At 73.6% G+C, this 22,855-nt stretch carries 21 protein-coding genes and 1 pseudogene; 11 read left to right on the top strand and 11 right to left on the bottom strand.

Annotated elements, in window-relative coordinates; genetic code table 11:
* Positions 1-124: 124 nt before the first annotated feature.
* Positions 125-2,161, bottom strand: a complete 2,037-nt coding sequence (locus tag ACFV3E_RS26805; protein ID WP_500536962.1) for a S9 family peptidase — start codon at positions 2,159-2,161, stop codon at positions 125-127.
* A gap of 285 nt (positions 2,162-2,446) precedes the next feature.
* Here ACFV3E_RS26805 and ACFV3E_RS26800 point away from each other — a divergent pair, with 285 nt between their 5' ends.
* Entirely contained in the window at positions 2,447-3,949 is a 1,503-nt protein-coding gene (locus ACFV3E_RS26800) for an FG-GAP repeat protein (protein ID WP_500536961.1), read from the top strand.
* 73 nt (positions 3,950-4,022) lie between these two features.
* Here ACFV3E_RS26800 and ACFV3E_RS26795 read toward each other — a convergent pair whose 3' ends face one another.
* Positions 4,023-4,565, bottom strand: coding sequence for a GNAT family N-acetyltransferase (locus ACFV3E_RS26795; RefSeq protein WP_500536960.1), 543 nt, complete (start codon positions 4,563-4,565; stop codon positions 4,023-4,025).
* Between the two features lie 53 nt (positions 4,566-4,618).
* On the opposite strand from ACFV3E_RS26795, the gene ACFV3E_RS26790 reads away from it, so the two are divergent.
* The 3 genes from ACFV3E_RS26790 (at position 4,619) to ACFV3E_RS26780 (ending at position 7,015) form a co-directional block, all read left to right on the top strand.
* Positions 4,619-5,485 carry a hypothetical protein gene (locus tag ACFV3E_RS26790; protein WP_500536959.1) on the top strand — a complete coding sequence of 289 codons (867 nt, stop codon included), beginning with the start codon at positions 4,619-4,621 and terminating at the stop codon, positions 5,483-5,485.
* Between the two features lie 18 nt (positions 5,486-5,503).
* Positions 5,504-5,917 (top strand): DUF5959 family protein, encoded by a 414-nt coding sequence (locus tag ACFV3E_RS26785; protein WP_500536958.1) that lies wholly within the window; start codon positions 5,504-5,506, stop codon positions 5,915-5,917.
* A gap of 189 nt (positions 5,918-6,106) precedes the next feature.
* Positions 6,107-7,015, top strand: coding sequence for a GNAT family N-acetyltransferase (locus ACFV3E_RS26780; RefSeq protein WP_500536957.1), 909 nt, complete (start codon positions 6,107-6,109; stop codon positions 7,013-7,015).
* Between the two features lie 70 nt (positions 7,016-7,085).
* On the opposite strand, the gene ACFV3E_RS26775 is transcribed toward ACFV3E_RS26780, so the two are convergent.
* Complete coding sequence (locus ACFV3E_RS26775; RefSeq protein ID WP_500536956.1) at positions 7,086-8,048, bottom strand: SDR family NAD(P)-dependent oxidoreductase; 963 nt, start codon at positions 8,046-8,048, stop codon at positions 7,086-7,088.
* A 213-nt stretch (positions 8,049-8,261) separates the two neighbouring features.
* Here ACFV3E_RS26775 and ACFV3E_RS26770 point away from each other — a divergent pair, with 213 nt between their 5' ends.
* Entirely contained in the window at positions 8,262-8,837 is a 576-nt protein-coding gene (locus tag ACFV3E_RS26770) for a TetR/AcrR family transcriptional regulator (RefSeq protein WP_500536955.1), read from the top strand.
* A gap of 33 nt (positions 8,838-8,870) precedes the next feature.
* Here ACFV3E_RS26770 and ACFV3E_RS26765 read toward each other — a convergent pair whose 3' ends face one another.
* From ACFV3E_RS26765 to ACFV3E_RS26755, 3 genes are all read right to left on the bottom strand, one after another.
* Positions 8,871-9,263, bottom strand: a complete 393-nt coding sequence (locus tag ACFV3E_RS26765; protein ID WP_500536954.1) for a hypothetical protein — start codon at positions 9,261-9,263, stop codon at positions 8,871-8,873.
* 142 nt (positions 9,264-9,405) lie between these two features.
* A complete protein-coding gene (locus ACFV3E_RS26760) occupies positions 9,406-10,125 on the bottom strand; it encodes an FAD binding domain-containing protein (protein ID WP_500536953.1) in 720 nt (239 codons plus the stop codon).
* A 193-nt stretch (positions 10,126-10,318) separates the two neighbouring features.
* Positions 10,319-11,140 carry a siderophore-interacting protein gene (locus ACFV3E_RS26755; RefSeq protein ID WP_500536952.1) on the bottom strand — a complete coding sequence of 274 codons (822 nt, stop codon included), beginning with the start codon at positions 11,138-11,140 and terminating at the stop codon, positions 10,319-10,321.
* Positions 11,141-11,218: 78 nt separating this feature from the next.
* Here ACFV3E_RS26755 and ACFV3E_RS26750 point away from each other — a divergent pair, with 78 nt between their 5' ends.
* The 4 genes and pseudogenes from ACFV3E_RS26750 to ACFV3E_RS26735 all read left to right on the top strand — a co-directional run bounded on the left by ACFV3E_RS26750 (position 11,219) and on the right by ACFV3E_RS26735 (position 15,920).
* Positions 11,219-12,091, top strand: a complete 873-nt coding sequence (locus ACFV3E_RS26750) for an ABC transporter ATP-binding protein (RefSeq protein ID WP_500362706.1) — start codon at positions 11,219-11,221, stop codon at positions 12,089-12,091.
* Positions 12,088-13,064: pseudogene (locus ACFV3E_RS26745) on the top strand (ABC transporter substrate-binding protein). Before ACFV3E_RS26750 ends, ACFV3E_RS26745 begins: the two are co-directional and overlap by 4 nt.
* Before the next feature lie 6 nt (positions 13,065-13,070).
* A complete protein-coding gene (locus ACFV3E_RS26740) occupies positions 13,071-15,137 on the top strand; it encodes an iron ABC transporter permease (protein WP_500536951.1) in 2,067 nt (688 codons plus the stop codon).
* 90 nt (positions 15,138-15,227) lie between these two features.
* A complete protein-coding gene (locus tag ACFV3E_RS26735; RefSeq protein WP_500536950.1) occupies positions 15,228-15,920 on the top strand; it encodes a maleylpyruvate isomerase N-terminal domain-containing protein in 693 nt (230 codons plus the stop codon).
* A gap of 69 nt (positions 15,921-15,989) precedes the next feature.
* Here ACFV3E_RS26735 and ACFV3E_RS26730 read toward each other — a convergent pair whose 3' ends face one another.
* Positions 15,990-17,333, bottom strand: coding sequence for a lysine N(6)-hydroxylase/L-ornithine N(5)-oxygenase family protein (locus ACFV3E_RS26730; RefSeq protein WP_500536949.1), 1,344 nt, complete (start codon positions 17,331-17,333; stop codon positions 15,990-15,992).
* An 82-nt stretch (positions 17,334-17,415) separates the two neighbouring features.
* On the opposite strand from ACFV3E_RS26730, the gene ACFV3E_RS26725 reads away from it, so the two are divergent.
* Positions 17,416-18,363: a methionyl-tRNA formyltransferase gene (locus ACFV3E_RS26725; protein ID WP_500536948.1), complete on the top strand. Its 948-nt coding sequence runs from the start codon at positions 17,416-17,418 to the stop codon at positions 18,361-18,363.
* A complete protein-coding gene (argB, locus tag ACFV3E_RS26720; protein WP_500536947.1) occupies positions 18,360-19,220 on the top strand; it encodes an acetylglutamate kinase in 861 nt (286 codons plus the stop codon). Before ACFV3E_RS26725 ends, argB begins: the two co-directional genes overlap by 4 nt.
* 73 nt (positions 19,221-19,293) lie before the next feature.
* Here the strand turns inward: argB and ACFV3E_RS26715 are convergent, their stop codons facing one another.
* The 4 genes from ACFV3E_RS26715 to ACFV3E_RS26700 all read right to left on the bottom strand — a co-directional run bounded on the left by ACFV3E_RS26715 (position 19,294) and on the right by ACFV3E_RS26700 (position 22,758).
* Entirely contained in the window at positions 19,294-19,692 is a 399-nt protein-coding gene (locus tag ACFV3E_RS26715) for a tautomerase family protein (RefSeq protein WP_500536946.1), read from the bottom strand.
* A gap of 126 nt (positions 19,693-19,818) precedes the next feature.
* On the bottom strand, positions 19,819-20,664 hold the full coding sequence (locus ACFV3E_RS26710; protein ID WP_500362699.1) for an ABC transporter ATP-binding protein: 846 nt from the start codon (positions 20,662-20,664) through the stop codon (positions 19,819-19,821).
* Positions 20,665-20,668: 4 nt separating this feature from the next.
* The gene (locus ACFV3E_RS26705) at positions 20,669-21,730 is read right to left on the bottom strand and encodes a FecCD family ABC transporter permease (protein ID WP_500536945.1); all 1,062 of its coding nucleotides are present in this window, start codon (positions 21,728-21,730) and stop codon (positions 20,669-20,671) included.
* 2 nt (positions 21,731-21,732) lie between these two features.
* Positions 21,733-22,758: a FecCD family ABC transporter permease gene (locus ACFV3E_RS26700; RefSeq protein ID WP_500536944.1), complete on the bottom strand. Its 1,026-nt coding sequence runs from the start codon at positions 22,756-22,758 to the stop codon at positions 21,733-21,735.
* Positions 22,759-22,855 lie beyond the last annotated feature (97 nt).

Below are 22,855 nucleotides of genomic sequence, written 5' to 3'. Positions count from 1 at the left end.
CGCGGGGTTTTTTGGTCCCCGTCTGGGGGGGTCGGGGTGGCGGCGGGTGGGGGCCCCGGCGGGCGCGGGGTGTGGGTTGGCGGCCGGGGCCCGGTGGGGACCGGGCCCCGGCGACGGCGGGCCGTCAGACCAGGTCGGGGCGCTGCCACTCCTCGCCCAGCACGTGGTGGGCCAGGAAGCCGAGCACCGTCGCGTACCACAGGCGGACGTTGTTGGGCTTGAGGATCCAGTGGCCCTCGTCGGGGAAGTACAGGAACTTCGCCGGGACCTCGAACCGCACCAGGTCGTTCCAGAGCGCCAGGCCCTCGCCGATCGGCACCCGGTAGTCCTTGTCGCCGTGGATCACCAGCATCGGCGTGGTGATCTGCGCGGCCCGCAGGTGCGGGGACTCGCGCTCGTACCGCTCGGTGCTGACCAGCGGGTCGCCCTGGCGCCGCATCCAGTACGCCGGGAAGTCGGTGACCTGCGCGAAGCTGTACATGTTCCACAGGCTCGCGTGGGTGACGATCGCCTTGAAGCGGTCGGTGCGCGTGGCGATCCAGTTCGCCATGTAGCCGCCGTACGAGCCGCCCATCATCGCGGTGCGCCCGCCGTCCAGGTCGTCCCGCAGCAGCGCGGCGTCGGTCAGCGCCATCACGTCGTCGTACGGGGCGCCGCCCCAGTGCGCCCAGCCGCGCTCGTGCATCTGCTGGCCGTAGCCGGTGGACAGCGCCGGGTCCGGCAGCAGGACCGCGTAGCCCGCGGCCGCCGCGACCCACGGGCTCCAGCGCCAGTGCCAGGCGTTCCAGCTGGTCTGCGGGCCGCCGTGCACCCACAGCAGCAGGGGCGCCGGGGTGCCGGCGCTCGCGCCGTCCGGCAGCACCAGCCAGGCCCGCAGGGCCGTCCCGTCCTCGGCGGTGGTGTGCACCTCGGTGAGGCTGCCCGGCAGGACGGTGTCCTGCCCGGGGCAGGGGAGCGTCACGGGCTGCTGTCCGGCCGTCGCGGCGTCGAGCCGCACCGGGAGCGGAGGGCTGTCCACCGCGGAGCGCAGCGCGTACACGGTGCCGCCGTCGGGGCTGACCACCACGTCCGAGTACGTACCGGACGCGGTGAGCGCGACCAGTTCGCCGCTGCCGGTGGAGAGCCGGAAGACCGGGCCGTGACCGCCCTCGTCGGCGGCGAAGTACACCACCGGGGCGCCGTCCTGACCGGGAACCGGGGAGACGACCGGGGAACCCGGCCACTGGCCGAAGTCAGGCAGCAGGTCGCGTCCGGGGTCCTGGTCGTCCGTGGCGCTCGTCAGCCACAGCGTGACGTCACCGGGGGCCTCCCAGGTGACACGCCGCCGTCGGGCGCACACCAGGTCCCGGCCGTCCGGGGTGAACGCCGGGGCGCCGAACTCCGCGTCGGGGGACTCCAGCATCCGCAGCGGCTTGCCCGTCTCGGCGTCCGCGACGACGACCACGGAGCGGACCTCGTCGGGGAGGGTGCCCACGGCCGTCGCGTACGCGACCAGCGAGCCGTCGGGGGAGAGTGCCACACCCTCGGCGAAGGCGGCCCGGCGCGCGCCGCAGTCCACGAGGGCGGGCTGCTCCGCGCCGGCGTCCGCGACGGTGAACAGGTGCGGGATGCCGGGACCCAGGTCGTGGTCCCAGTACCGCACCGGCACCGACTCGTGCAGGATCGCCGAGACCTTGGCCTTCCGGCGGGCCTCGCGCAGCCGCTCGTCGTGCTCCGCGTCGGCCGCGCCGGGCAGCAAGGAGGCCCCCAGGGCGACCCGGGAGGCGCCGGTGGCCGTCGCGTACTCGCCGATCCCGCCCGGCCTGGCCAGCAGTTGCGCCGCCTCGCCGCCGCCCGCCGGCAGGCTCCACAGCGCCGCCTCCTGCCGGTCGTCCTCGCCGTCGCCGGGGTCGGCGACCGGACGCGAGGACAGGAAGAGCAGGGTGCCGTCGGGCAGGAACCCCGGGGCGGACTCGCCGCGCCCCGAGCGGGTGAGCCGCCGCGCCGGACGCTCCCCGGCCGGGTCCACCTCCCACAGGGCACCAATGAACCGGGTACGGTCGGCGGACAGTTCCTGCACCGACGTCACCAGACGGGTCCCGTCAGGTGACAGCGCGAGCGAGGAGACGCGGGGCAGCGCGAGGAACGCCGCCAGGTCGTGGAATGCAGTGGATTCGGGCATGAGGATCATCCTGAATCCCCGGGGCGGCCCCGCACCAGTGCCCCCGGCGGCAAATCGCGGTCAAAGACGCAGGCAGCGGCGGCCCACGACGACCGTCGGCGGCGCATCGCGACCGCCGGCTCCGGGAGGCGGCCCGCCCGGTCGCCACAACCCTCGGCGAACGTCATGTGTCTTCCGGGTGACGGAACAGCGGGCGTTGCCGGCCGGACACCACCCGACCGCGGGCGATTCGACACAGGTGCGGGGGACGCCGAGGGCAACCCAGGAGACCATGGAGGTTCTTCTGTGCGTCACATCAAGAGTGCGGCCCTCACGGCCGCGGCACTCCTCACCCTCGGCGGCGGCGCGCTCCTCACGGCCCCCGCCGCACAGGCGGCGGTGCCCTTCCCCTCGATCGGGTGGCAGCAGCGCAACTGCGACTTCGACGGCAACGGGTACGACGACGTGCTGATCGGCGCCCCCGGCGCCACCGTGTCCGGGGCCAAGGGCGCCGGGTACGTCACCGTGCAGTACAGCGGGTCGGGCGGCCTCGGCACCACCAAGAGATCCGTCCTCAGCCAGAGCACCTCGGGCGTCGCGGGCGCCGCCGAGGCCGGTGACGGCTTCGGACGGGCCGTGGCCACCGGCGACCTGGACAACGACGGTTACGACGACGCGATCGTCGGCATCCCCGGCGAGGACCTGGGCACGCTCTCCGACGCCGGCGGTGCCGTCGTCTTCTGGGGCTCCCCGACCGGGCTGCACGGCGGCGACAGCTTCTGGCTGGAGGACCCCGAGCAGCCGCGGGCCGGCGCGAACTTCGGGCGGGCGATAGAAGCCGCCCGGTACTTCGCCCCGGACCCCTCGGACCCCGACGCCAACCTGCGCGACAGCATCGCCGTCCTGGAGAACGACTCCCTGCTGTTCTTCACCGCCCAGCCGGGGGCCGCCGCGCCGCGACTGCGGCAGGCGGACCGGGGAGTCCGCGCCCTCGAGCGCACGGCCCGGGACACCGGCCTCGCCCTGCGGAGCCTGAGCCACGGCAACTACAACGAGGACTCCTGGGCCGACCTGGCGATCTCCGGGGTGACCACGGGCGACCGGCCCGGGGTCGGCGTCACCCAGGTCCTGCACGGCGCACCCGGCGTCGATGACCTCGGCGACGGCGGCACCTTCGCGGGCGGACCCGCGGTCGCCTCCGGTGACTTCAACCACGACGGCCAGGACGACCTGGCCATCGGCGACACGGGCACCGGCTCGGCGCTCGGCGGATCCGTCACCGTCCACCTGGGCAGGGGCGACCTTTCCGGCCTCGACCCCACCCCGGCGCAGACATGGACCCAGGACTCGGCCGGCGTTCCCGGCGTCGCCGAAGCGGGCGACCGCTGGGGCGCCGAACTGTCCGCCGGCGACACCAACGGCGACGGCCTCCCCGACCTGACCATCGGCGCCCCCGGTGAGGACGTCGGCTCCGTCGCCGACGCCGGCGCGGTCTGGACCCTGCGCGGCGCACCGGGCGGGCTCACCGCCACGGGAGCGCGCAGCTTCGACCAGAACACCGCGGGCATCCCGGGCGCCGCGGAGGCCTCCGACCGCTGGGGCGGCCAGATCCGGCTGGTCGACGCCGACAGGGACGGCCGCTTCGGCCTCCTCGCGGCGGCCCCGGGCGAGAACACGAACGACGGCTTCGTCTGGGTCGTCCCCGCGTCGTCGTCCGGGCTGGTCGCCCAGGGCACGTGGACGTACGGCGGGGCGACCCTGGGCGGTCCCTCGGCCAACGCGCAGTTCGGCGCGGCGATCGACGAGTAGGCGGAAGCACGGGGCAGGGTGTGGCGCCGTGCCCGGCAGGACCGGGTGCGGCGCCACACGTACGTCGCAGGGCTCAGGCGGGCGCGCTCGTGTCGCCCGTGTACCGCAGATCCCGGAGCGAAACGCCGTCGTACTCCTCGACCTGCTCGGCGCCGTCGGGCGAGAATCCGGCGCGTGCGTAGAAGCGCCGTGCGCGGGTGTTGTCGGCGAGCACCCAGAACTCCAGCCGCAGGTGACCGAGTTCGGCCGCCCGGGAGCGCACCGCCGACATCAGCCGGCGCCCGGTGCCGGTGCCGATGCGGTCCGGCCGCACGTAGAGGGCGTAGAGCTCGCAGGCGACACCTCCGCCGGGCTCCCGGGGCTCCCGGGGCTCCCCGGCGCGCGGCCCGAGGGCCGCCCAGCCGGTCACGACGCCGTCCTCGGTGGCGACGAGGTTCTCCGCGCGGTTCCCGGCGGTCGTCAGCCACTTCCTGCGCAGGAACGCGTCCTCCTCGACGCTCATCGCGTCCAGGTAACTCCGCGGCACGATCCCGGCGTACGCCGCCTGCCAGCCCCTCACCCGGATCGTGGAGACGGCGTCGACGTCGTCCATGCGCATGGCCCGCACCGTGATCACGGTCGCATGGTAGCCGTGCCGCCGCGGCCCGCGCGGCGGTTAGCATCGCGGCCATGCCGATACCCGAGGAAAGCAGGCGCGCCGTGGGGGCGGACCCCGGTCGGTGGCGTGTCACCGTGGTGGACCGTCACAGCGCGGTGGGCAGGCCGCCGTACCCGTCGCGGCCGCCCGAGGGGCGACCGCTGGCGCGGCGGGACGATCTGCGGATCCAGGGGGCGACCGGGGAGATCAGCTGTGTCGACGTCTCGGGACGGACGCGCTGGACCCATGCGTGCGCCGGCCGTCCCAACGCCGCGCACATTGCGGGGGGCAGGGTGCTGGTCACCACGGACTCCCTGGAGTACACGCCCTGGGGGTTCCTCGGTCCTGCCCTGCTGCTCGACCTGGCGGACGGCACCTTGGTCGCCGAACTGCGCGGGGAGCGCGGTGCCGCGCTGCGCGGCGGACGGTTCCTGCTCGGCCTGGAGGGCTACGACTTCTTCGACACCTGGGAGCACGACCGTGACGGCGCCACCGTGGACTCCTGGCGCAGTTACGGCCATTACGTCGTCGGCACCGGCATCCGGGTCGTCGAGGCCGACCGGAGCCACCCCACCAGGAGCCGCGTGGTCCGGCTGCTGCCCGGTGGCGTGATCGAGCGCGGTCCCCGGCTCACCGACCCGGTGACGCCGCGGCCGGTGGTGCTGGAGGACGGCACGATCCTGGTGCTCGACGCAGGGGTGCTGCGTGCCGTCGACCGCCGCCTGGGCGGCAGCGTCCTCGCCGAGCTGCTGCCGATCGCCGCCGACAAGACGTCCGGCCACATCAGCTCGCTGCGCCGCGACGGCGACCGCCTCACCGCGGTCATCGCCGAACCCCGCCCGGGCCACCCCACCACGCACACCGTCCACACCTGGACCCTCGCCCTCCATCCGGGGTGACGTATCCGAGGGGCACGAATGACCGACGAAGCACAGCCGCTCGAGCTCTTCCGTTTCGACGACGAAGGACGGAGCGTCAGCGTCCGGATGGAAGGCGGTCCGCCGTCCGTCATGGGCGACGACCGGTACTGCGGGGCCGAGATCGTGGTGGAGAGCGACTTCGTCAGCGGGCGGGTGAGGCTGGTCCTCTCGCTCGAAGACCTGGACGCGTGGGGGCGCTGCCTCGACGCCCTCGCTTGTGGCCACGGCGTCGAGTGGCCGCCGGACGAACGCACGGCGTGGCTGGACATCGTCCCGGACGACCCGATGGAGGTGACGGTCCACGATGCGCCGTCCACCCAGGTTGCCGTGCGGGTACCGATCGACGTCACCGAGGACTGGCTGGAGGGGAACCGCCTGCGCCTCGACCGCGTGCGCCGGGCCTTCGGCTGAACCGCCGGGCGGCGGCGGGCCGTCGGGGACCGTTGCAGGCGATTCGATCACGCTGTTACGCTGCGTCCGCGTCCTCGATCGCCAAAGGAGGTGGGAACCGTGAGCCAGCCGACTCTCATGTGCTCCCACCCCGTTCCGAGGGCGCCGAGGATCTGAACGGGAGCGCGTCGCTTCCCGGAAGGACCTCGCGTGACCGATCTGGTCATCCGCCCCCTCGCCGCAGGCGAGGAAGCACTCTTCGAATCCCTGCCCGATCCCGGCCTTGTCGGTTTCGCCGCCTTCGGTGACACCTACGGTGGGATGGCCGCCGCCGGTGAGTACCGCCCCGAGTGGACGTGGGTGGCCTTGCGTGACGGCGTCGTCGTCGCGCGCGCCGCATGGTGGGCCGGGCCGAAGGACGACAAACCGCTCGCCTTGGACTGGTTCGACTTCACCGACGCCGGTGCGGCCGTGGAGCTGCTCCGCACCTCGCCGCTGCGTGCCGAGTACTCCCTCAAACTGCCGCCCGGCTGGCGCGACGTCGCCGCGGTCCGGGAGCAGGCCCGGGCGCGGATCGACGCGGCCGTCGCCGCGGGGCTGTCCCCGCTGGTCGAGCGCTTCCGCTACCGCTGGACGCCGGAATGCGGCGTGCCCGCGCGCCCGGGCCGCCTCGAATTCCGTCCCGAGCCGGACGACGCGGCGGTCCTCGACGTCTTCCGCCGCATCCACCAGGGCAGTCTCGATGCCCATGTGCGCCGTAACGTCGCTAGATCCGGGCTCGAAGCGGCCGCCCGGGAAGAGCTGGACTATCTGCTCTGGCTGCCGAGCCCGCGCGAGTGGTGGCGTCTGGCCTACGACTCCGCCGGGGAACTCGTCGGCCTGAGCGTGCCCGGCCGCCACTACGGGGACCCCCTCATCGGCTACATCGGCGTCGTGCCCGAGCACCGCGGTCACGGATACGCCTACGACCTGCTCGTCGAGGCCACGCACAAGCTCGCCGGCGAGGGCGTGGACCGCATCGTGGCCGGGACGGACCAGACCAACACAGCGATGGCCGCCCACTTCGCCAGGGCCGGTTACCCGATCGCTCAGGAACGCATCGACTTGATCTGGCCCTGACCCCGCTCGCCGGAAGGCGGGGTGCGGGACCCGGGTGTACGACCGGGTCCCGCGCCCCCGGGGAGCGGCGTCAGTACCCGAGCTCCTTCCTCGTGTCGTCCCAGAGCCGTTCGGCCGACGCCTGGTCGATCGCCCAGGCGGCGACGCCGGTTCCGCCCGCGGTGGGTTCGGGCTGGAGTTCCGCCGGGCGGCAGTCCTCGAAGTAGCGGCCGGTCACGCCGTCGACCAGGGGGGAGGCGGCCAGGAGCACCTGCGTGGCCGCGCCCTGCTGCGGGGTCTTCCAGCCCGGCGGGACGTCCAGCTTCCGGCCCGCCTCGTCCGTGGCGCCCACGAACCGCAGTTGCTCGTCGCTGAGGTGGCGCTGCAGGTTGGTCATGATGCCGCCCGGGTGGAGCGCGTTGGCGGTGATGCCGTCGGCCGCCCAGTGCCCGGCGAGCGCGACGGTGAAGAGGATCGCGGCCGACTTCGACTGGCCGTACGCCGTCCATGCCTCGTAGGGGCGGTGGGCGAAGTGGATGTCGTCGAAGTCGACCGGGGCCATCAGGTGCGCGGACGAGCCGACCATGACGACCCGGGCCCCACCGGCCGCGCGCAGCGCCGCGTGGAGGCCGAGCGTGAGCGCGGCGTGGCCGGTGAAGTTGACGGCGTACTGCGTCTCCCGCCCCTGCGGGGTGAGGGTGAGCTCCGGCACGGCCATCACGCCCGCGTTGTTGACGAGGATGTGCAGCGGCCCGGTCCAGTCCTCCGTGAAGGCGCGCACGCCGTCGAGGTCGGCCAGGTCGACCCGGGCGACGTGGACGTCGTCCCGCCCGGTCTCCCGGCGGATGCGGTCGGCGGCGGGGGCGGCCGCGTGCGGGTCGCGTACGGCGAGGGTCACTTCCGCACCCGCCCCGGCCAGGGCCAGGGCCGTTTCCAGCCCGATGCCCGACGCGCCGCCGGTGACGACGGCGCGCTTGCCGGAGAGGTCGACGTCGCGTACGACGTCCGCCGCGGTGGAGTGTGCCCCGAAGGGGATGCCGGTGACGAGTGACATGGGTTCTTCCTGCTTTCGGCTTCCGGCATGCGCGTGCGGGCACGCCGGGTGACGGTGCCGGCCGGATAAGAAACCAACCGGATGGTTTAAATGTAGGCCGGGAAACCCATGAATGCAACCAGCCGGTTGGTTTCATTGCTGCCGCTACGACGACCGTCGCCCGTGCCGCGAACCGCGCAGCCCCGCCCGACCTGCATCTCTTAGGCTGTCGCCATGGCTTATGACTCTGCCGCCACGCGGGCGCGCCTCATCGAGGCCGCGTACGGCGAATTCGTCGCGCACGGACTCGCCGGGGCCCGGGTCGACCGGATCGCCAAGGCCGCACCGGCCAACAAGCAGGCCATCTACGCCTACTTCGGTTCCAAGGACGAGCTCTTCGACGCCGTGCTCGAAGCCCGGCTCCGCGTGCTGGCCGACGTCGCGCCGTTCACCCCGGACGACCTGGCCGGGTACGCGGGCGCGCTCTTCGACGTCTTCAGCGACGACCCGGACCTCGTCAAGCTGACCCAGTGGAAGGCCCTCGAGCGTCCCGAGGCCTCGGCGATGGAGCGGGACAACCACCTGGGCAAGGCGCAGGCGGTCGCCGACGCCCACGGCGTCGGCCTCGAAGCGGGCATGGACGCGCTGATGGTCGCGCTGTCCGCCGCGCAGGCCTGGGTCGCCACGCCCGCGAGCATCCGCAATCCGGGGGGAGGCGACGAGACGGCCCGGCGCGACCGGCACCGCGAGGCGGTCGTGGCGGCCGTCGGCGCGATGACCGAGCGCCTCCTGCCGCCCGCCGCCGGCTGAGCACTCCCGCCGGCCGACTTCACCCGTCGGCGGTCACAGCTGCGCCTCGCAGGCCTCCAGCCTGGCGAGCAGGCTCGCCAGGGCGTCGTTCCACCGCTCGGTGCCCCGCTGTTCCTCCAGGAGGGCGCGCAGCGCACGGACCTCGTCGGCGGCGAAGGACTCGTGACCGGGGTTGTACTCGAACTGCAGGAACGCGATCCGCAGCTCGAAGTACCGGGAGGGGTCCGCGTCGTGGAGCCACCGGTTCAGGGCCAGTGCCGCGGCGCCTTCCATCCGGGCGCACCGGAGGCCGACCGACGGCTCCAGGACGAACTCGACCGTGGAAACGCCGCCGGGCGTGATGAGGCACATCCGCGCCGGGGCCGGTCCGCTCCGGACCATGCCGAACGAGGCCCCGTGCTCTCGGTCTTCCGGCGTGTCAGCCATCTCTGCTCTCGCTTCTTCCGATCCGGTGGGGGATGGGCGAGGTCCCGCGCCGGGGTGCGGCGCGGGCCCTCGCACTCATCAACAACCGGGAGCGCCGGGTCATACCCGATGCGGAGGGCGAGATCGCGGGGCCCGTGCGGGGTCAGGAGCCGGGGAGCCGTCCGGCGAGTCCGGTGACCTGCCGGCGCACCACGTCCCACGCCGCGGGGTGGAGCGCGGCGAGGTCCGTCTCCTCCAGCGAGTGCAGGGCCGCCGCGGTGCCGCCGTCGAACGGGGCACTCGCGCAGAGCACTTCGTAGCCGTCACGGACGGCGACGCGCAGACGGTGGCCGTCGTCGGCGGCGTGCACCGCGGCGGCGACGACGAGGGGCGGAGGCCCGCCCGCCTCGCCGGACTGCTTCTCGTAGGTGCTCACCAGCGGCTCCCGCCAGCGGATGCCGAGCAGGAGGTGCTGCTTGGCCACGGCCTCGGCGAGATCGGTCTCGTGGGTCCGGTCCGGCTCCAGCGTGATCGCGCGGGCGCCGAGGACGAGGGCGGCGGGCAGCAGGCAGCGCAGGGTGCTGCCGACGAGGTTGCCGCCGACGGTGGCCGTCCGCCGCACGGCGCCGGTGCCCACACCGGCTGCCGCCCGTCGCAGTACCTCCGGAACCCGGTCGTCGATCCGGTTCAGCACCACCGCCGCGCCCAGCGCCTCGCGTCCGATCGTGTTGGCCTCCGGCAGGTCGCGCAGCGACATGGCCTGCTCGGGGAAGCCGTCCCGCTGCCAGGTCGCCCACACGAGCGTCGCCCCGCCGACGGGCACCGCCCCCTGGGCCATGAACTCCTGTGCTTCGGGCACGGACGTGGGCAGATGCAGCAGCACGGCAGTCGACCCGCCTTCCGGGAGTCGGCGACCGGACGGCGCGCGTGCCGGTCGCATGATCGCTTGCGCTACGCATTCTCCCCGTACACGAGGGAGCGCGTACAGGGCTCAACTGTTCCCCTTGTGCGCCCTGCGTGCGCGAAGTGCCCCGCGTGCGCGGGGCCGAGGCGGCGCTTGCGTCCCGCGGCGGGGGTCAGGCGTCCTCGTGGCGTGCCTCGTGCCGCCAGAAGCCGGAGAAGGTGATGCGGTCCTTGGGGAGACCGGCGCGGTGCAGGTGCCGGCGTCCCTTGGTGGCGAGGCTCTGCTCGCCGACGACGAAGGCGTATCCGGTGGCGTCCACCGGGGTGTGCCCCCGCAGTTCGGCGAGTGCGACGGAGCCGGGGACCGCGTGCGGGTCGTCGCGCACGACCCAGGTGACGGCGATCCCGGCGGGCGCGTCAAGGTCGCGCCGGTCGTCGGGGGTGGGGATCTCCTGGATCAGGCGGCCCACGGTGCCGCGGGGGAGGGAGCGCAGGATGCCCGTGGCGGCGGGCATGCCGCTCTCGTCGGCCACGACGAGGACCTCGGAGGCGTCCTCGGGGCAGTCGAACATGACGCCCTGGTCGAGGAGCGCCAGCGCGTCCCCGGGCCGGGCGCCGCAGGCCCATATCGCGGCACGGCCCTCGAGTTCGCCGTCCGGGGTGCGGTGCACGACGAACTCGATGTCCATTTCCGCCGCTTCGGGACGGAACGCGGCGACGGTGTAGTTCGAGTAGTGCGGACGCTCGGCCGTGGGGATGGCGAGGTAGGGCTGCCACCAGCGTGCCCCGGAGAACTCGGGCAGCCGCAGGGCGTCCTGGTGGGGGAGCTGCATGAAGAGGCGGAACCAGTGGTCGTAGCCCATCCACGGGAAGTCGGCGAGGTCCGCGCCCCTGACGGTCACGCGGTGCAGGGAGGGGGAGACCCGCTCGGTCCTGACGACCTCGGCGCGGAACATCCTGGGGTTCTGCGGCATGAGCCGCGGGGTCTTCGCCATACAGGAAGGTTAGCCTAACTTTACCGAAGCGAGAGGGGGGTGGTCCGGGTGGAAAGTAGGTTAGGCTAACCTTAGTTTGTGAGTTCTACGGAAGAGACTGCCGCGGCCTGCGGCCTGCGCGGTCACCGGCTGGCGGCGTACGACGTGACCGTGTCGTACGACGGGGTCGACGTCGTCCATGACGCGGCGATCACCCTCCGGCCCGGTGAGGTGACCGCCCTCGTGGGCCCCAACGGCAGCGGCAAGTCGACGCTCCTGCGCACCGTGGCACGCCTGCAGCGGGCCCGCCGCGCCACGTTGACGATCGACGCGCACGACGGGACCACCGCCGACGGGCTCGCCCTGACGGCGCGTGAGTTCTCCCGCCGGGTGGCCCTGCTGACGCAGGGGCGCCCCACGCCGAGCGGGCTGACGGTGCGGGACGTCGTGGAGTTCGGCCGCTACCCCTACCGGGGCCGCTGGGGCCGCCCCGACCCGGACGGTCCGGCCGCGGTGGACCGCGCGCTGGCGCTGACCGGTGTCGCGGACCTCGCCGCCCGTGGCGCCGAGCACCTCTCCGGCGGCCAGCTCCAGCGCGTCTGGCTCGCGAGCTGCCTCGCCCAGGAGACCGGTGTGCTCCTCCTCGACGAGCCCACGACCTACCTCGACCTGCGCTACCAGGTCGAACTGCTGGACCTGATCCGGGATCTGGCCGACGACCACGGCATCGCCGTCGGCGTCGTCCTGCACGACCTGGACCAGGCGGCCGCCGTCGCCGACCGGATCGCCCTGCTGCGGGCGGGCCGGATCGTCGCCGACGGCCGCCCCGAGGACGTGCTGACACCGCAACGCCTCACCGACGCCTACGGGATACGGGTCGAGGTCGACACCGATCCCCTCACCGGCCTGCTGCGCACCCGAGCCGTCGGCCGCCACCACGCACGCAACGAAAGGCCCGTCACCACCCCATGAGACGCTCCATCGTCATCGCCGCCACCGCCGCTGCTGCCGCACTCGCCCTCGTCGGCTGCGGCACGACCGAGCCGGCCGCGGGCGGCGCGGCCAAGGACGACACCAAGGGCATCACGCTCACCGACGCGAGCGGAGCCGAGGTCAGCCTCGACGGGCCCGCCAAGAAGGTCGTCGGCACGGAGTGGAACGTCGTCGAGTCCTCGTGACGCTCGGGGTGGACCCGGTCGGCGTCGCCGACGTCAAGGGCTACGGCACCTGGGACACGGTCGTCCCGCTGAAGAACCGGCCCAAGGACATCGGCACCCGCGGCGAGCCCAGCATGGACACCATCGCCTCGCTCTCCCCGGACCTGATCGTCGCCACCACCGACCTCCCGGACGCCGCCGTCAAGCAGTTGAAGAAGATCGCCCCGGTCCTCGAGGTGCGTTCCGCCGACGCCGCCGACCCGGTCGGGCGGATGAAGGGGAACCTCGACCTCATCGCCGAGGCGACCGGGACCACCGCCAAGGCCGACGAGGCGAAGAAGGCCTACGACGCCAAGGTCGCCGAGGGGAGGAAGGCCCTCGCCGACGCGGGCCTCGCCGGCTCGAAGATCGCGTTCGCCGACGGCTACGTCGCCTCCAACCAGGTCTCCATCCGCCCCTACACCCGCGGCTCCCTCATCGGCGGCGTCAACGAGGCGCTCGGCCTGAAGAACGCCTGGAAGATCGAGGGCGACAAGGACTACGGCCTGGCCGCCACCGACGTCGAGGGTCTCACCGGCCTCGGCGACGTGCGGTTCGCCTACATCGGCAGCGACAGCGAGGGCAGCGACCCCTTCGCCGAAGACCTCGCCGGGAACTCCGTGTGGAAGTCCCTGCCGTTCGTCAAGAAGGGCGAGGTGCACCGGCTGCCCGACGGCATCTGGATGTTCGGCGGCCCGCAGTCGATGGAGTCGTACGTCGACGCCGTCGTCGGCGCCCTGACGAAGTAGCGCGCCGTGGCCGTCACCGCAACGACCCCCGCCACCCGTCCGCACGCGGTCGGCTCCCGGACGGGAGCGGCCGCGGTGACGGCCGCGCTCGTGATCCTGGTCGCCGTCCTCGCGGTCGTCGACATCACCCAGGGCACCGCGGCCGTCGGCCCTGCCGAGGTCTGGAAGGCCCTGACGGGCGGGGCCGGTCCCGGCGACGCGTCCGTCGTGATCGCCTCGCGCCTGCCCCGCATGACCGCCGGCCTGCTGGTCGGCGCCGCCCTCGGGACCGCCGGCGCGGCCCTCCAGTCCGTCAGCCGCAACGTGCTCGCCGCGCCCGACACCCTCGCCGTGAACGCCGGTTCGTACCTGGCCCTCGGCGTCCTCATGGTCACCGGGACGTCCCTGCCGCTGCTGGCCTCCTCCGGTGTGGCCTTCGTCGGCGGGCTCGCGGCCGCCGCCGTCGTCCTGTCGCTGTCGGGGCTGGGCGCCGGGACCGTGCGCCTCGTCCTGGCCGGCAGCGCGATCACCCTCGGCCTGACCTCCGTCACCGAGGGGCTGATCCTGCTCTTCCCGCAGCAGACCCACGGCCTCTACCAGTGGAGCCAGGGCAGCATCAGCCAGAACGGCTTCGACGGCGTGGTGCAGATGGCGCCGGTCGCCGTGGCCGGTGTCGCCGGACTGCTGCTGGTGGCCCGGCGCGTCGACGCCCTCGCGCTCGGCGACGACGCCGCCCGCGGCCTCGGCGTCCCCGTCCGCGGCACGCGGATCACCGTCGTGGTGTGCGCGTCGCTGCTGTCCGCCGCGGCGGTGACCCTCGCCGGGCCCATCGGCTTCGTCGGCCTGTGCGCGCCGGCCCTCGTACGGCCGCTGGCCCGGCGTCACCGGCCGCTGGTGCGCACGCGCCTCGGCCTGCCCGTCATGGGCCTGGTTGGCGCGGGCCTGGTGCTCGGCGCGGACGTCCTGCTGCGCGCGGTGGTGCCGGCGCAGACCGCCGTGGCGGTGCCCACCAGCGTCGTCACGAGCCTGGTCGGCGCGGTGTTCCTGGTCGTCATGGCGCTGCGGGCCCAGGACTCGGCAGGGGTGGGCGCGCCGGACCGGATGCGCATCCCGGGCCGTGTGACGTTCCTGGTGACCCTGGCCCTCCTCGGCGCCCTCCTCGTGGGGGTGGCCGTCGCCGGAGTGTTGCTGGGCGACACCAAGCTGCTCCTGGGCGATGTGGCGAACTGGGCGCAGGGCAGCGCCGGTCAGGCGGTCTCCTTCGTCCTGGACACCCGTGTCCCGCGGGTGCTAGCCGCACTCCTGGCGGGGGCGGCGCTCGCCCTGTCCGGCACGCTGGTGCAGGCCGTCACCCGCAACCCGCTGGCCGAGCCCGGCATCCTCGGCGTCTCGGGCGGCGCCGCGCTCGGGGCGGTGCTGTTCGTTACGACGGTCCCGGTCGCCGGGGCGTGGAGCGTGGCGGGAGCCGCGTTCGCCGGGGCGGCGGTGAGCGCGGTCCTCGTGTTCGGGCTCGCGGCGCGGGGCGGCTTCCAGCAGACCCGGCTGGTCCTCGTCGGCGTCGGCGTGTCCGCGGCCGCGACGGCCCTGATCAGCCTGCTGATCGTGCTCACCGACCCCTTCAACGCGACGAAGGCGCTCACTTGGCTGTCGGGCTCCACCTACGGGCGGACCGTGCCCGACACGCTGCCCGTGGCGGCGGCCCTCGTGCTGGGTCTGGCGGTCGCGGTGGCGCGGCGCACCGAACTCGACCTGCTGTCGGTCGACGACGACACCCCGGCCCTGCTGGGGCTGCGCCGCGGCCCGGCCCGGCTCGGGTTCCTCGTGACGAGCGTGCTGCTCACCGCGACCGCCGTGGCCGCCGCCGGCACCATCGGCTTCGTCGGGCTGGTCGCCCCGCACGCCGCCCGGGCCCTGGTGGGCCGCCGGCACGTACGGGTCGTACCGGTCGCGGTGCTCCTGGGCGCCTCGCTTGTCTGCGCCGCGGACCTCCTCGGGCGGACGGTGATCGCCCCGGCCCAACTCGGCGCGGGCCTGATGACGGCCGTCATCGGCACGCCGTACTTCCTGCACCTGCTGCTGCGCACCCGGCGCTAGTTCCGGGGCGGTTCGTGCCGCCCCGCTCGACTGCCGTGCCGGGCGCGGAAATCGCTGGGGGTCGTCCGAGCACGGTGATGGACGCCGGGGGTGGAGAAGACCCTGGAGTTCCCCGATCTGCTGCGGTTGATCGACGAACGGTCGGACGCCTTCCGCGCTGCGGTCGCCTCGGCCCCCGGTCTCGACGTGCGGGTACCGACCTGCCCGGAGTGGACGCTGTCCGATCTGGTGCGGCATCTGGGCGAGGGTCGCCGCAAGTGGGCCGTCATCGTCGCCGCAGGGCCTGCCGACGCTCCCCCGGACACATCCCAGTCGGCCGCCCGGGCCGTGCCTCGGGGCGCGAGGCCCTGCTGGACTGGTGGGCCGCATCGGCGCGGCAACTACTGGACGCGCTCGGCGAGTCCGGCCCGGGGCGCGGCTGCTGGAGTTGGTGGGGGTACGTCGCAGTCGCCGCGGGCGCCCCGCGGCCGCTGCCGGACAAGGTGGCGCTCGACGGTGTCGACGCGTTCCTGTCCACCTGCTGCGCGACGACGAGCGCCTGGCCGCACAAGCCCGCCGTCGTCGACTACCACGCGGCCGAGGGTCGTTCCTGGCGCCTCGTGCTCTCCGCCGACGGCGCGGACCGTCGCCGGGGAGCATCCGGACGCGGCCGACGCCTCCCTGCGGGGCACGGCCGGTGAGCTGGTCCTGGCCCTGTACGGCCGAGTTCCGGTGGACTCCCTGGAGGTCGGCGGCGACCGGCGGCTCTTCGATCGGCTCCTGGCCTGGGACCCGGAGGGGTAGTACCCGGGCCCGCGGCTCCGGTGGACGCCTCTGGGGGCCGCCGGTCGTCCGGCGGCCCCCAGAGGCGTCTCAGACGCGGGCCGCGGCCGTCGCGGCCGGCTCGTCCTGACGGGCGACGAGCGAGGTGACGATCTCGCCGGCCCGGATCGCGGTGGTGGACAGCAGGGTGGAGGTCAGCCCGTGCGTGTGCTCGGTGCCGCCCTGCACGTAGATGCCCGCCCGCACCTCGGGGGCGACCTCGACGCGGTGGTCGCGGCCGACGCGGAGGGCGTCGCCGTCGTCGCGCAGGCAGATCTTGGCGGACTCCCCGAGGAGCGTGCCGACGTCCTGCGAGCGGTACCCGGTGGCGTGCACGAGGACGTCCGCCTCCAGGACGTGCCGCTCGCCGGTCGGCAGGAACTCCACCGTCACGTCGAGGCCGTCGTCCGCGGCGCTCACGTCGCGGATGCGGGAGACGTTGAGGAAGCGCAGCCGTTCGCGGCCCTGCACCTTCTCGCGGTAGGAGGTCGCGTACAGGGCCTCGATGAGGTCCATGTCGACCACCGAGTAGTTGGTGCTGCGGTGGTAGTCGACGAGGGACTGCTTCACCTCGGACGGGGAGCCGAAGTAGAGGTCCACCGCCTCCGGGTCGAAGATCCGGTTGGCGAAGGGGCTGTCGTCGGCGGGCGTGTAGCCGTACTTGGCGAACACCGCGCAGATCTCCGCGTCGGGGAAGGTGCGGTGCAGGAAGTCGACCGCCTCGGCCGCGCTCTGCCCGGCGCCGAGGACGACGGCCCGGCGCACCGGGGTGCCCATCGCGGTGAGCTCGGCGACCCTGGGCAGCAGTTGGCTGTTGTGCCACACGCGGTCCGACAGCTCGGTGCCCGGCGGCAGGTGCGGTTCGAGCCCGACGGCCACGCTGATGTTGCGGGCCCGGTGGGTGACCGTCCGCGCGGGGTCCTCGGGGTCCCGGCACGTCACGTCGAGGTGGTCGACCTCGCCGTCGGCGTCGCGGACCGGTGTGACCGACAGCACTTCGCAGGAGTAGTCGACGACGTGGGCGACGCGGGCGGCGGCCCACTCGAAGTAGTCGTGGAACTCCACGCGGAGCGGGAAGAGCGTCTTCTGGTTGAGGAAGTCCACCAGCCGGCCCTGTTCGCGCAGGTAGCACAGGAAGCTGAAGTCGCTGGTCGGGTTGCGCATGGTGACCAGGTCCTTCAGGAACGAGACCTGCATCGTCGCGTCGTCGATCAGCATGCCGCGGTGCCACCCGAAACGGGGCTGCCGCTCCAGGAAGCGGGCGTTGATCCGCCGGGAGGCCGGGACTTGTGCGTTGTGCTCCTCGATGGCTATCGCCAGAGCCAGATTTGACGGACCGAAACCGATTCCCAGGATGTCGTGGATCGTGTCCGGCTCATTGAGCGGTGCTGTCACCGTTGCATCGCCTCCCTATGCGCGCCACATACTAGATAAGGTAAGCCTAACCTCGCAATAATCACTGAAGGAGAGGCAGCCCATGCGGGTCGTCATGTTCGGCTATCAGACCTGGGGACACCGGACGCTGCAGGCCCTGCTGGAGTCGGATCACGAGGTCGTCCTCGTCGTGACCCACCCCAGGAGCGAGCACGCGTACGAGAAGATCTGGGACGATTCGGTGGCGGAACTCGCCGAGAAGCACGGCGTGCCCGTGCTGCTGCGCAACCGCCCCGACGACGCCGAACTGCTGGAGGCCATCCGCGCCGCGGCACCCGACATCATCGTCGCCAACAACTGGCGCACCTGGCTGCCGCCGGAGATCTTCGACCTCCCGCCGCACGGCACCCTCAACGTGCACGACTCCCTGCTCCCCGCCTACGCGGGCTTCTCCCCGATCATCTGGGCGCTGATCAACGGCGAGGAGCGCGTCGGCGTCACCGCCCACCGCATGGACGGCGAACTGGACGCCGGCGACATCCTGCTGCAGCGCTCGGAGCCCGTCGCCCCGGACGACACCGCGACCGACCTCTTCCACCGCACCTGCGACCTGATCGCACCCCTCGTGCGCGAGTCCCTGGACCTGATCGCCTCCGGCCGCGCCGAGTGGACGCCCCAGGACCGCTCCCGCGCCAGCTTCTTCCACAAGCGCTCCGTCGAGGACAGCCGCATCGACTGGAACTGGCCCGCCGAGGACCTGGAACGGCTGGTGCGGGCGCAGTCCGACCCCTACCCCAACGCCTTCACCTACCACCGCGGCGAGCGCATCAGGATCGTCTCCGCCGCCGTCTCGCAGGCCCGCTACGGCGGCACGCCCGGCCGCATCTTCATCCGCGAGGGCGACGGCGTCGTCATCGTCGCCGGCGCGGACGCCCGCGGCGGCCACCGCAAGGGACTGCTGGTCCGCACGGTCCGCACGGACGACGGCACCGAGTACGCGGCCGGCGACTGGTTCCGCACCATGGGCGGCTACCTGACCACGCGTCCGTGACGACGGCCCTGGCCGGCCCCGGGCCGCTTCCCGCCCTGCGCGCGCTCGGGGGCCGCACCGTCGTCGTGAAGGTGGGCGGCAACGCCATGGGCGACGGCTCCCTGCTGCGCACCTTCGCGCAGGACGTCGTCCGCATCCGGGAGGCCGGGGTGCGGGTCGTGGTGGTGCACGGCGGAGGCCCTCAGATCAGCGCCCAGCTCGACCTGATCGGCATCAAGGCCCGCTTCGTCGGCGGGCTGCGGGTCACCACCCCCGAGGTCCTGGACGTCGCGCGGATGGTGCTGGCGGGCAAGGTCCAGCGGGACCTGGTGGGGCTCCTCAACGAGCACGGCCCGTACGCCGTGGGGCTCACCGGCGAGGACGCGCACACGCTGACCGCGGTGCGCCGCTACGCCGACGTCGACGGCGAGATCGTCGACATCGGCCTCGTCGGCGAGGTGACGGAGGTCAACACGGCGGCCGTGGACGTGCTCCTGGACCACGGCCACATCCCCGTCGTCTCCTCGCTCGGCCGGGGCACGGACGGCCAGATCTACAACGTCAACGCGGACGCGGCGGCCGGGGCCCTGGCCGCCGCGCTCGACGCCGAGGCGCTGGTCGTGCTCACCGACGTGCCCGGGCTGTACGCCGACTGGCCGCGCCGCGAACGGGTCCTGGACCGGCTCACCGCCGCCGAACTGGAGGCGATGCTCCCGGCGCTGGGCGGCGGCATGGTGCCCAAGATGGAGAGCTGCCTGCGGGCCGTCCGGTCGGGCGTCCGCACGGCCCGCGTGCTGGACGGCCGCGCCCCGCACGCCCTGCTGCGCGCGCTGTCCGTCGGGCCGGGCGGCGCCGGCACGACCGTCCTGCCCGGCTAGGCCGTGAGGTTCGCCGGGGTGACCCCGCGGTCGCCCGCGCCTGTCCGCCCCGGCGGCCGAAGCCGGCATCGGGTCAGTCGGTTCGTGCCAGCCAGTCGCCTTCGTCTCCCGGCTCGGGCAGGATGCGGCCTCCCTCGGCGGCGAACCGAGCCGGGCTGTCCTTGATGATCACGAGGATGTGCGACTCCGGGACGCCGGTCACCCTGCTGCCGGCGGCCGAGATGTCCTTGGCCAGCTGTGTCTTCTCCGTGTCCGCGTGGCCCGCCCGTGTGGTCGCCTCGATCAGCAGGGGGTGTGAGGGAGCCGCGTCCGTGAAGACGCTGCCTTCCGGCAGTTCGGCGAACGTCACGTGCACGAAGGAAGTGGGCGCCCCGGTGATCGACGCGTGGAGACGCGTGATCTCCGCCGCCAACTCGGCCTTCTGCCGCGCCGAGACCGTGTTCTGCGTGGTGACCACATGGTAGACAGGCATGGCCGGCTCCGATCAGCCGTGCGGACCCCGTACCAACACCGTAGGCCGCCGCGGTTCGCGCCGCAGGTCGACGGTGTCCGGCTCCCGGACCGCCTCGGCCCGCCGCGGGGCGGGCCGCCCGCCGGGTCACTCGGCGGCGACGGGGACCGCCTCGTGGTGGCGGCCCATGGGGATCACCAGCGGGGTGCCGCTCACCGGGTCGGTGGTGACCTGGCAGCGCAGGTCGAAGACGTCCTCGACGGTCTCGGCGGTGATCACCTCGGCCGGCGTGCCCTCGGCGGCGATCCGGCCCGACTTCATGGCGATGACGTGGTCGGCGTAGCGGCAGGCCTGGTTGAGGTCGTGCAGGACCATCACCACCGTGCGGTGCTCGCGGCGGTTGAGGTCGGTGACGAGGTCCAGGACGTCGATCTGGTGGGCCAGGTCCAGGTAGGTGGTCGGCTCGTCCAGCAGGAGGACGGGGGTGCCCTGGGCGACGGCCATGGCGATCCAGGCCCGCTGGCGCTGGCCGCCGGACAGCTCGTCCACGGCCCGGTCCGCGAGCTCGGTCAGGTCGGTCGCCGCCAGCGCCTCGTGGACCGCCAGCTCGTCGGCCTTGGACCACTGCCGCCACCACGTCTGGTGCGGCGAACGGCCGCGGCTGACCAGGTCGATGACGGTCAGCCCCTCCGGGGCCACCGGGGTCTGCGGCAGGATCCCCAGCCGCTGGGCGAGTTCCCTGGTCGGCACCGACCGCAGGGCGCGGCCGTCGAGTTCGACGACGCCCTGACGGGGCGCGAGCAGCCGGGCCAGCGCGCGCAGGAGGGTGGACTTGCCGCAGGCGTTGGCGCCGACGATGGCGGTGATGCGGCCGGAGGGTATGACGAGGTCGAGGTCCTCGACCACCAGCCGGTCGTCGTACGCCAGGTGCAGCCCGCGCGCCCGCAGGTCGGGGCCGGCGGCGGCGGTGGGGGCGGGGTCGGTGGTCGCCATGGGTTCAGCCTCCTGAGCCCGCGCGGTTGGCGCGGATGAGCAGCCAGAGCAGGACCGGCGCGCCGATGACGCCGGTGACGATCCCGACCGGGAGTTCCGTGCCGGGGATCGCTTCACGTGCGATGAGGTCGGATCCCAGGACGACCAGCGCGCCGGTCAGTCCCGAGGCGGCCGGCGGCGGCCACGCCGTGCCGGCCATCCGCTGGGCGATCTGCGGGGCGGCCAGCGCCACGAAGGCGACCGGTCCGGCCGCGGCCGTGCCGAAGGCGATCAGCCCGACGCCGATGAGAAGCAGGGCCAGCCGCACCGGTTGCACCGGCGTGCCGAGGCCGGCCGCCACGTCGTCGCCGAGCTGCAGGGTCCGCAGCCGGCGGCCCATGCCGAGGGCGAGCGGCACGAGCACGGCCATGGCGACCGCGAGCTGCGTGACCTGGTCCCAGGTGCGGCCGTTGAGGTTGCCCACCAGCCAGCCGAGGGCGGCCTGCGCCTCGAACCGCTCGCCGCGCGCGACCAGGTAGTCCGTGGCGCTGGTGCACATCCAGGACACGCCGATGCCGACCAGGATGATGCGGTAGCCGGTGGCGCCGCCCTTCCACGCCAGCGCGTACACCAGCAGCGCCGTGACCAGCGCCCCCAGCAGGCCGAGGCCCTGGGTGCCCAGGCCGCCGTCCCAGCCGAGCACGATGCCCGCGACCACGGCGGTCCCCGCGCCCTCGGTCAGCCCGATCATGTCGGGGCTGGCCAGCGGGTTGCGGGTCATGGTCTGGTACAGCGCGCCGGAGATGCCGAAGGCGATGCCGACGAGCAGTCCCGCGAGCGCGCGCGGCAGCCGCAACTCCCGTACGACCAGCACCGTTCCGGGGTCGCCGGCGCCGGTGAGGGCCTTGACCACGTCGGAGAACCCGATGGGGTAGTCGCCTAGGGTCACGCCCCAGCAGAAGAGCAGGAACACCGCGACGACCAGGGCGGCGCACACGGCGACCAGCCGCGGTCGGAGCACTCCGGAGACCGGTGGGGCCGCCAGCCGGAAGGGCCGGCGGCCGCGGAGGGGGGCGAGGGCGGTCATGCTCAGACCTCCGCGAGTTTGCGCCGGCGGACCAGGGCGATGAAGAACGGGCCGCCGATGAAGGCGACGAGCACTCCGGCCTGGACCTCGGTGGGCCGCGCGACGACCCGGCCGAGGATGTCGGCGGTGAGCAGCAGGCACGGGGCGAGCACCGCCGACAGCGGCAGCAGCCAGCGGTGGTCGGGGCCGATGCCCGCGTACTGGGCCAGCACCCGGGCGACGTGCGGAACCACCAGGCCGAGGAAGACCACCGGGCCGATCACGGCGACCGACGCGCCGGTCAGCAGCATCACCGCGACGACCCCCTGCAGGCGTACGAGGCCGAGCCGGCGTCCGAGGGAGGCGGCCACGTCGTCGCCCAGGGCCAGGCTGTTGAGCGCGGGGGCGGCGGCGAGCGCGAGCACCGCACCGACCGCCAGGAACGGCAGGATGCTCCGGACTACGGTGCCGTCCTGGTCGGCGAGGGTGCCCGCGGACCAGAAGCGGTAGCGGTCCAGCGCGTCGGGATCGGTGAGGACGATCGCGTTGGTCAGCGAGAACAGCAGGAAGGTGACGGTGACTCCGGCCAGCGCCAGCTTCACCGGAGTCGCGCCCGAACGGCCCGTCCGGCCGAGCAGGAAGACCAGCACGCTGGTGCCGAGCGCGCCGGCGAAGGCGAACCAGATCGTGCCGTACAGCGAGCCGAGCCCGAACAGGGCGATGGCGACGACGATCCCGAAGGACGCGCCCGCGCTGACCCCGAGGATGCCGGGGTCGGCGAGCGGGTTGCGGGTCAGGGCCTGCATGAGCGCGCCGGACAACCCCAGGGCGGCGCCCGCGGTGAGGCCGAGGACGGTGCGCGGTACGCGGACGGTCCAGACGATGTTGTCCACGAGATGGCTCGAGGGGTGACCGAAAAGCGCCCGGACGACCTGCTCCGGGGGGATGTCGACGGCACCCAGCCCGATCGACAGCACGCACAGCCCGGTCAGGGCGACGACCGGCAACACGACGAGCAGGGCTGGGCGCAGGTTTCCGCGCGCGGTCACCGGCCTGGCTCCACGGCCAGCATCCTTAGGTTAGGCACACCTTAACCCTACCGCCGCGAGCCGTGCGGTCCGCCCGATGGGGAGGTCTATCAAGTTA

Source organism: Streptomyces sp. NPDC059718, assembly GCF_042733315.1.
Lineage (GTDB): Bacteria > Actinomycetota > Actinomycetes > Streptomycetales > Streptomycetaceae > Actinacidiphila.
Note: the sequence above shows the minus strand (reverse complement) of the source record. Positions and strands in the feature narration are given on the sequence as shown.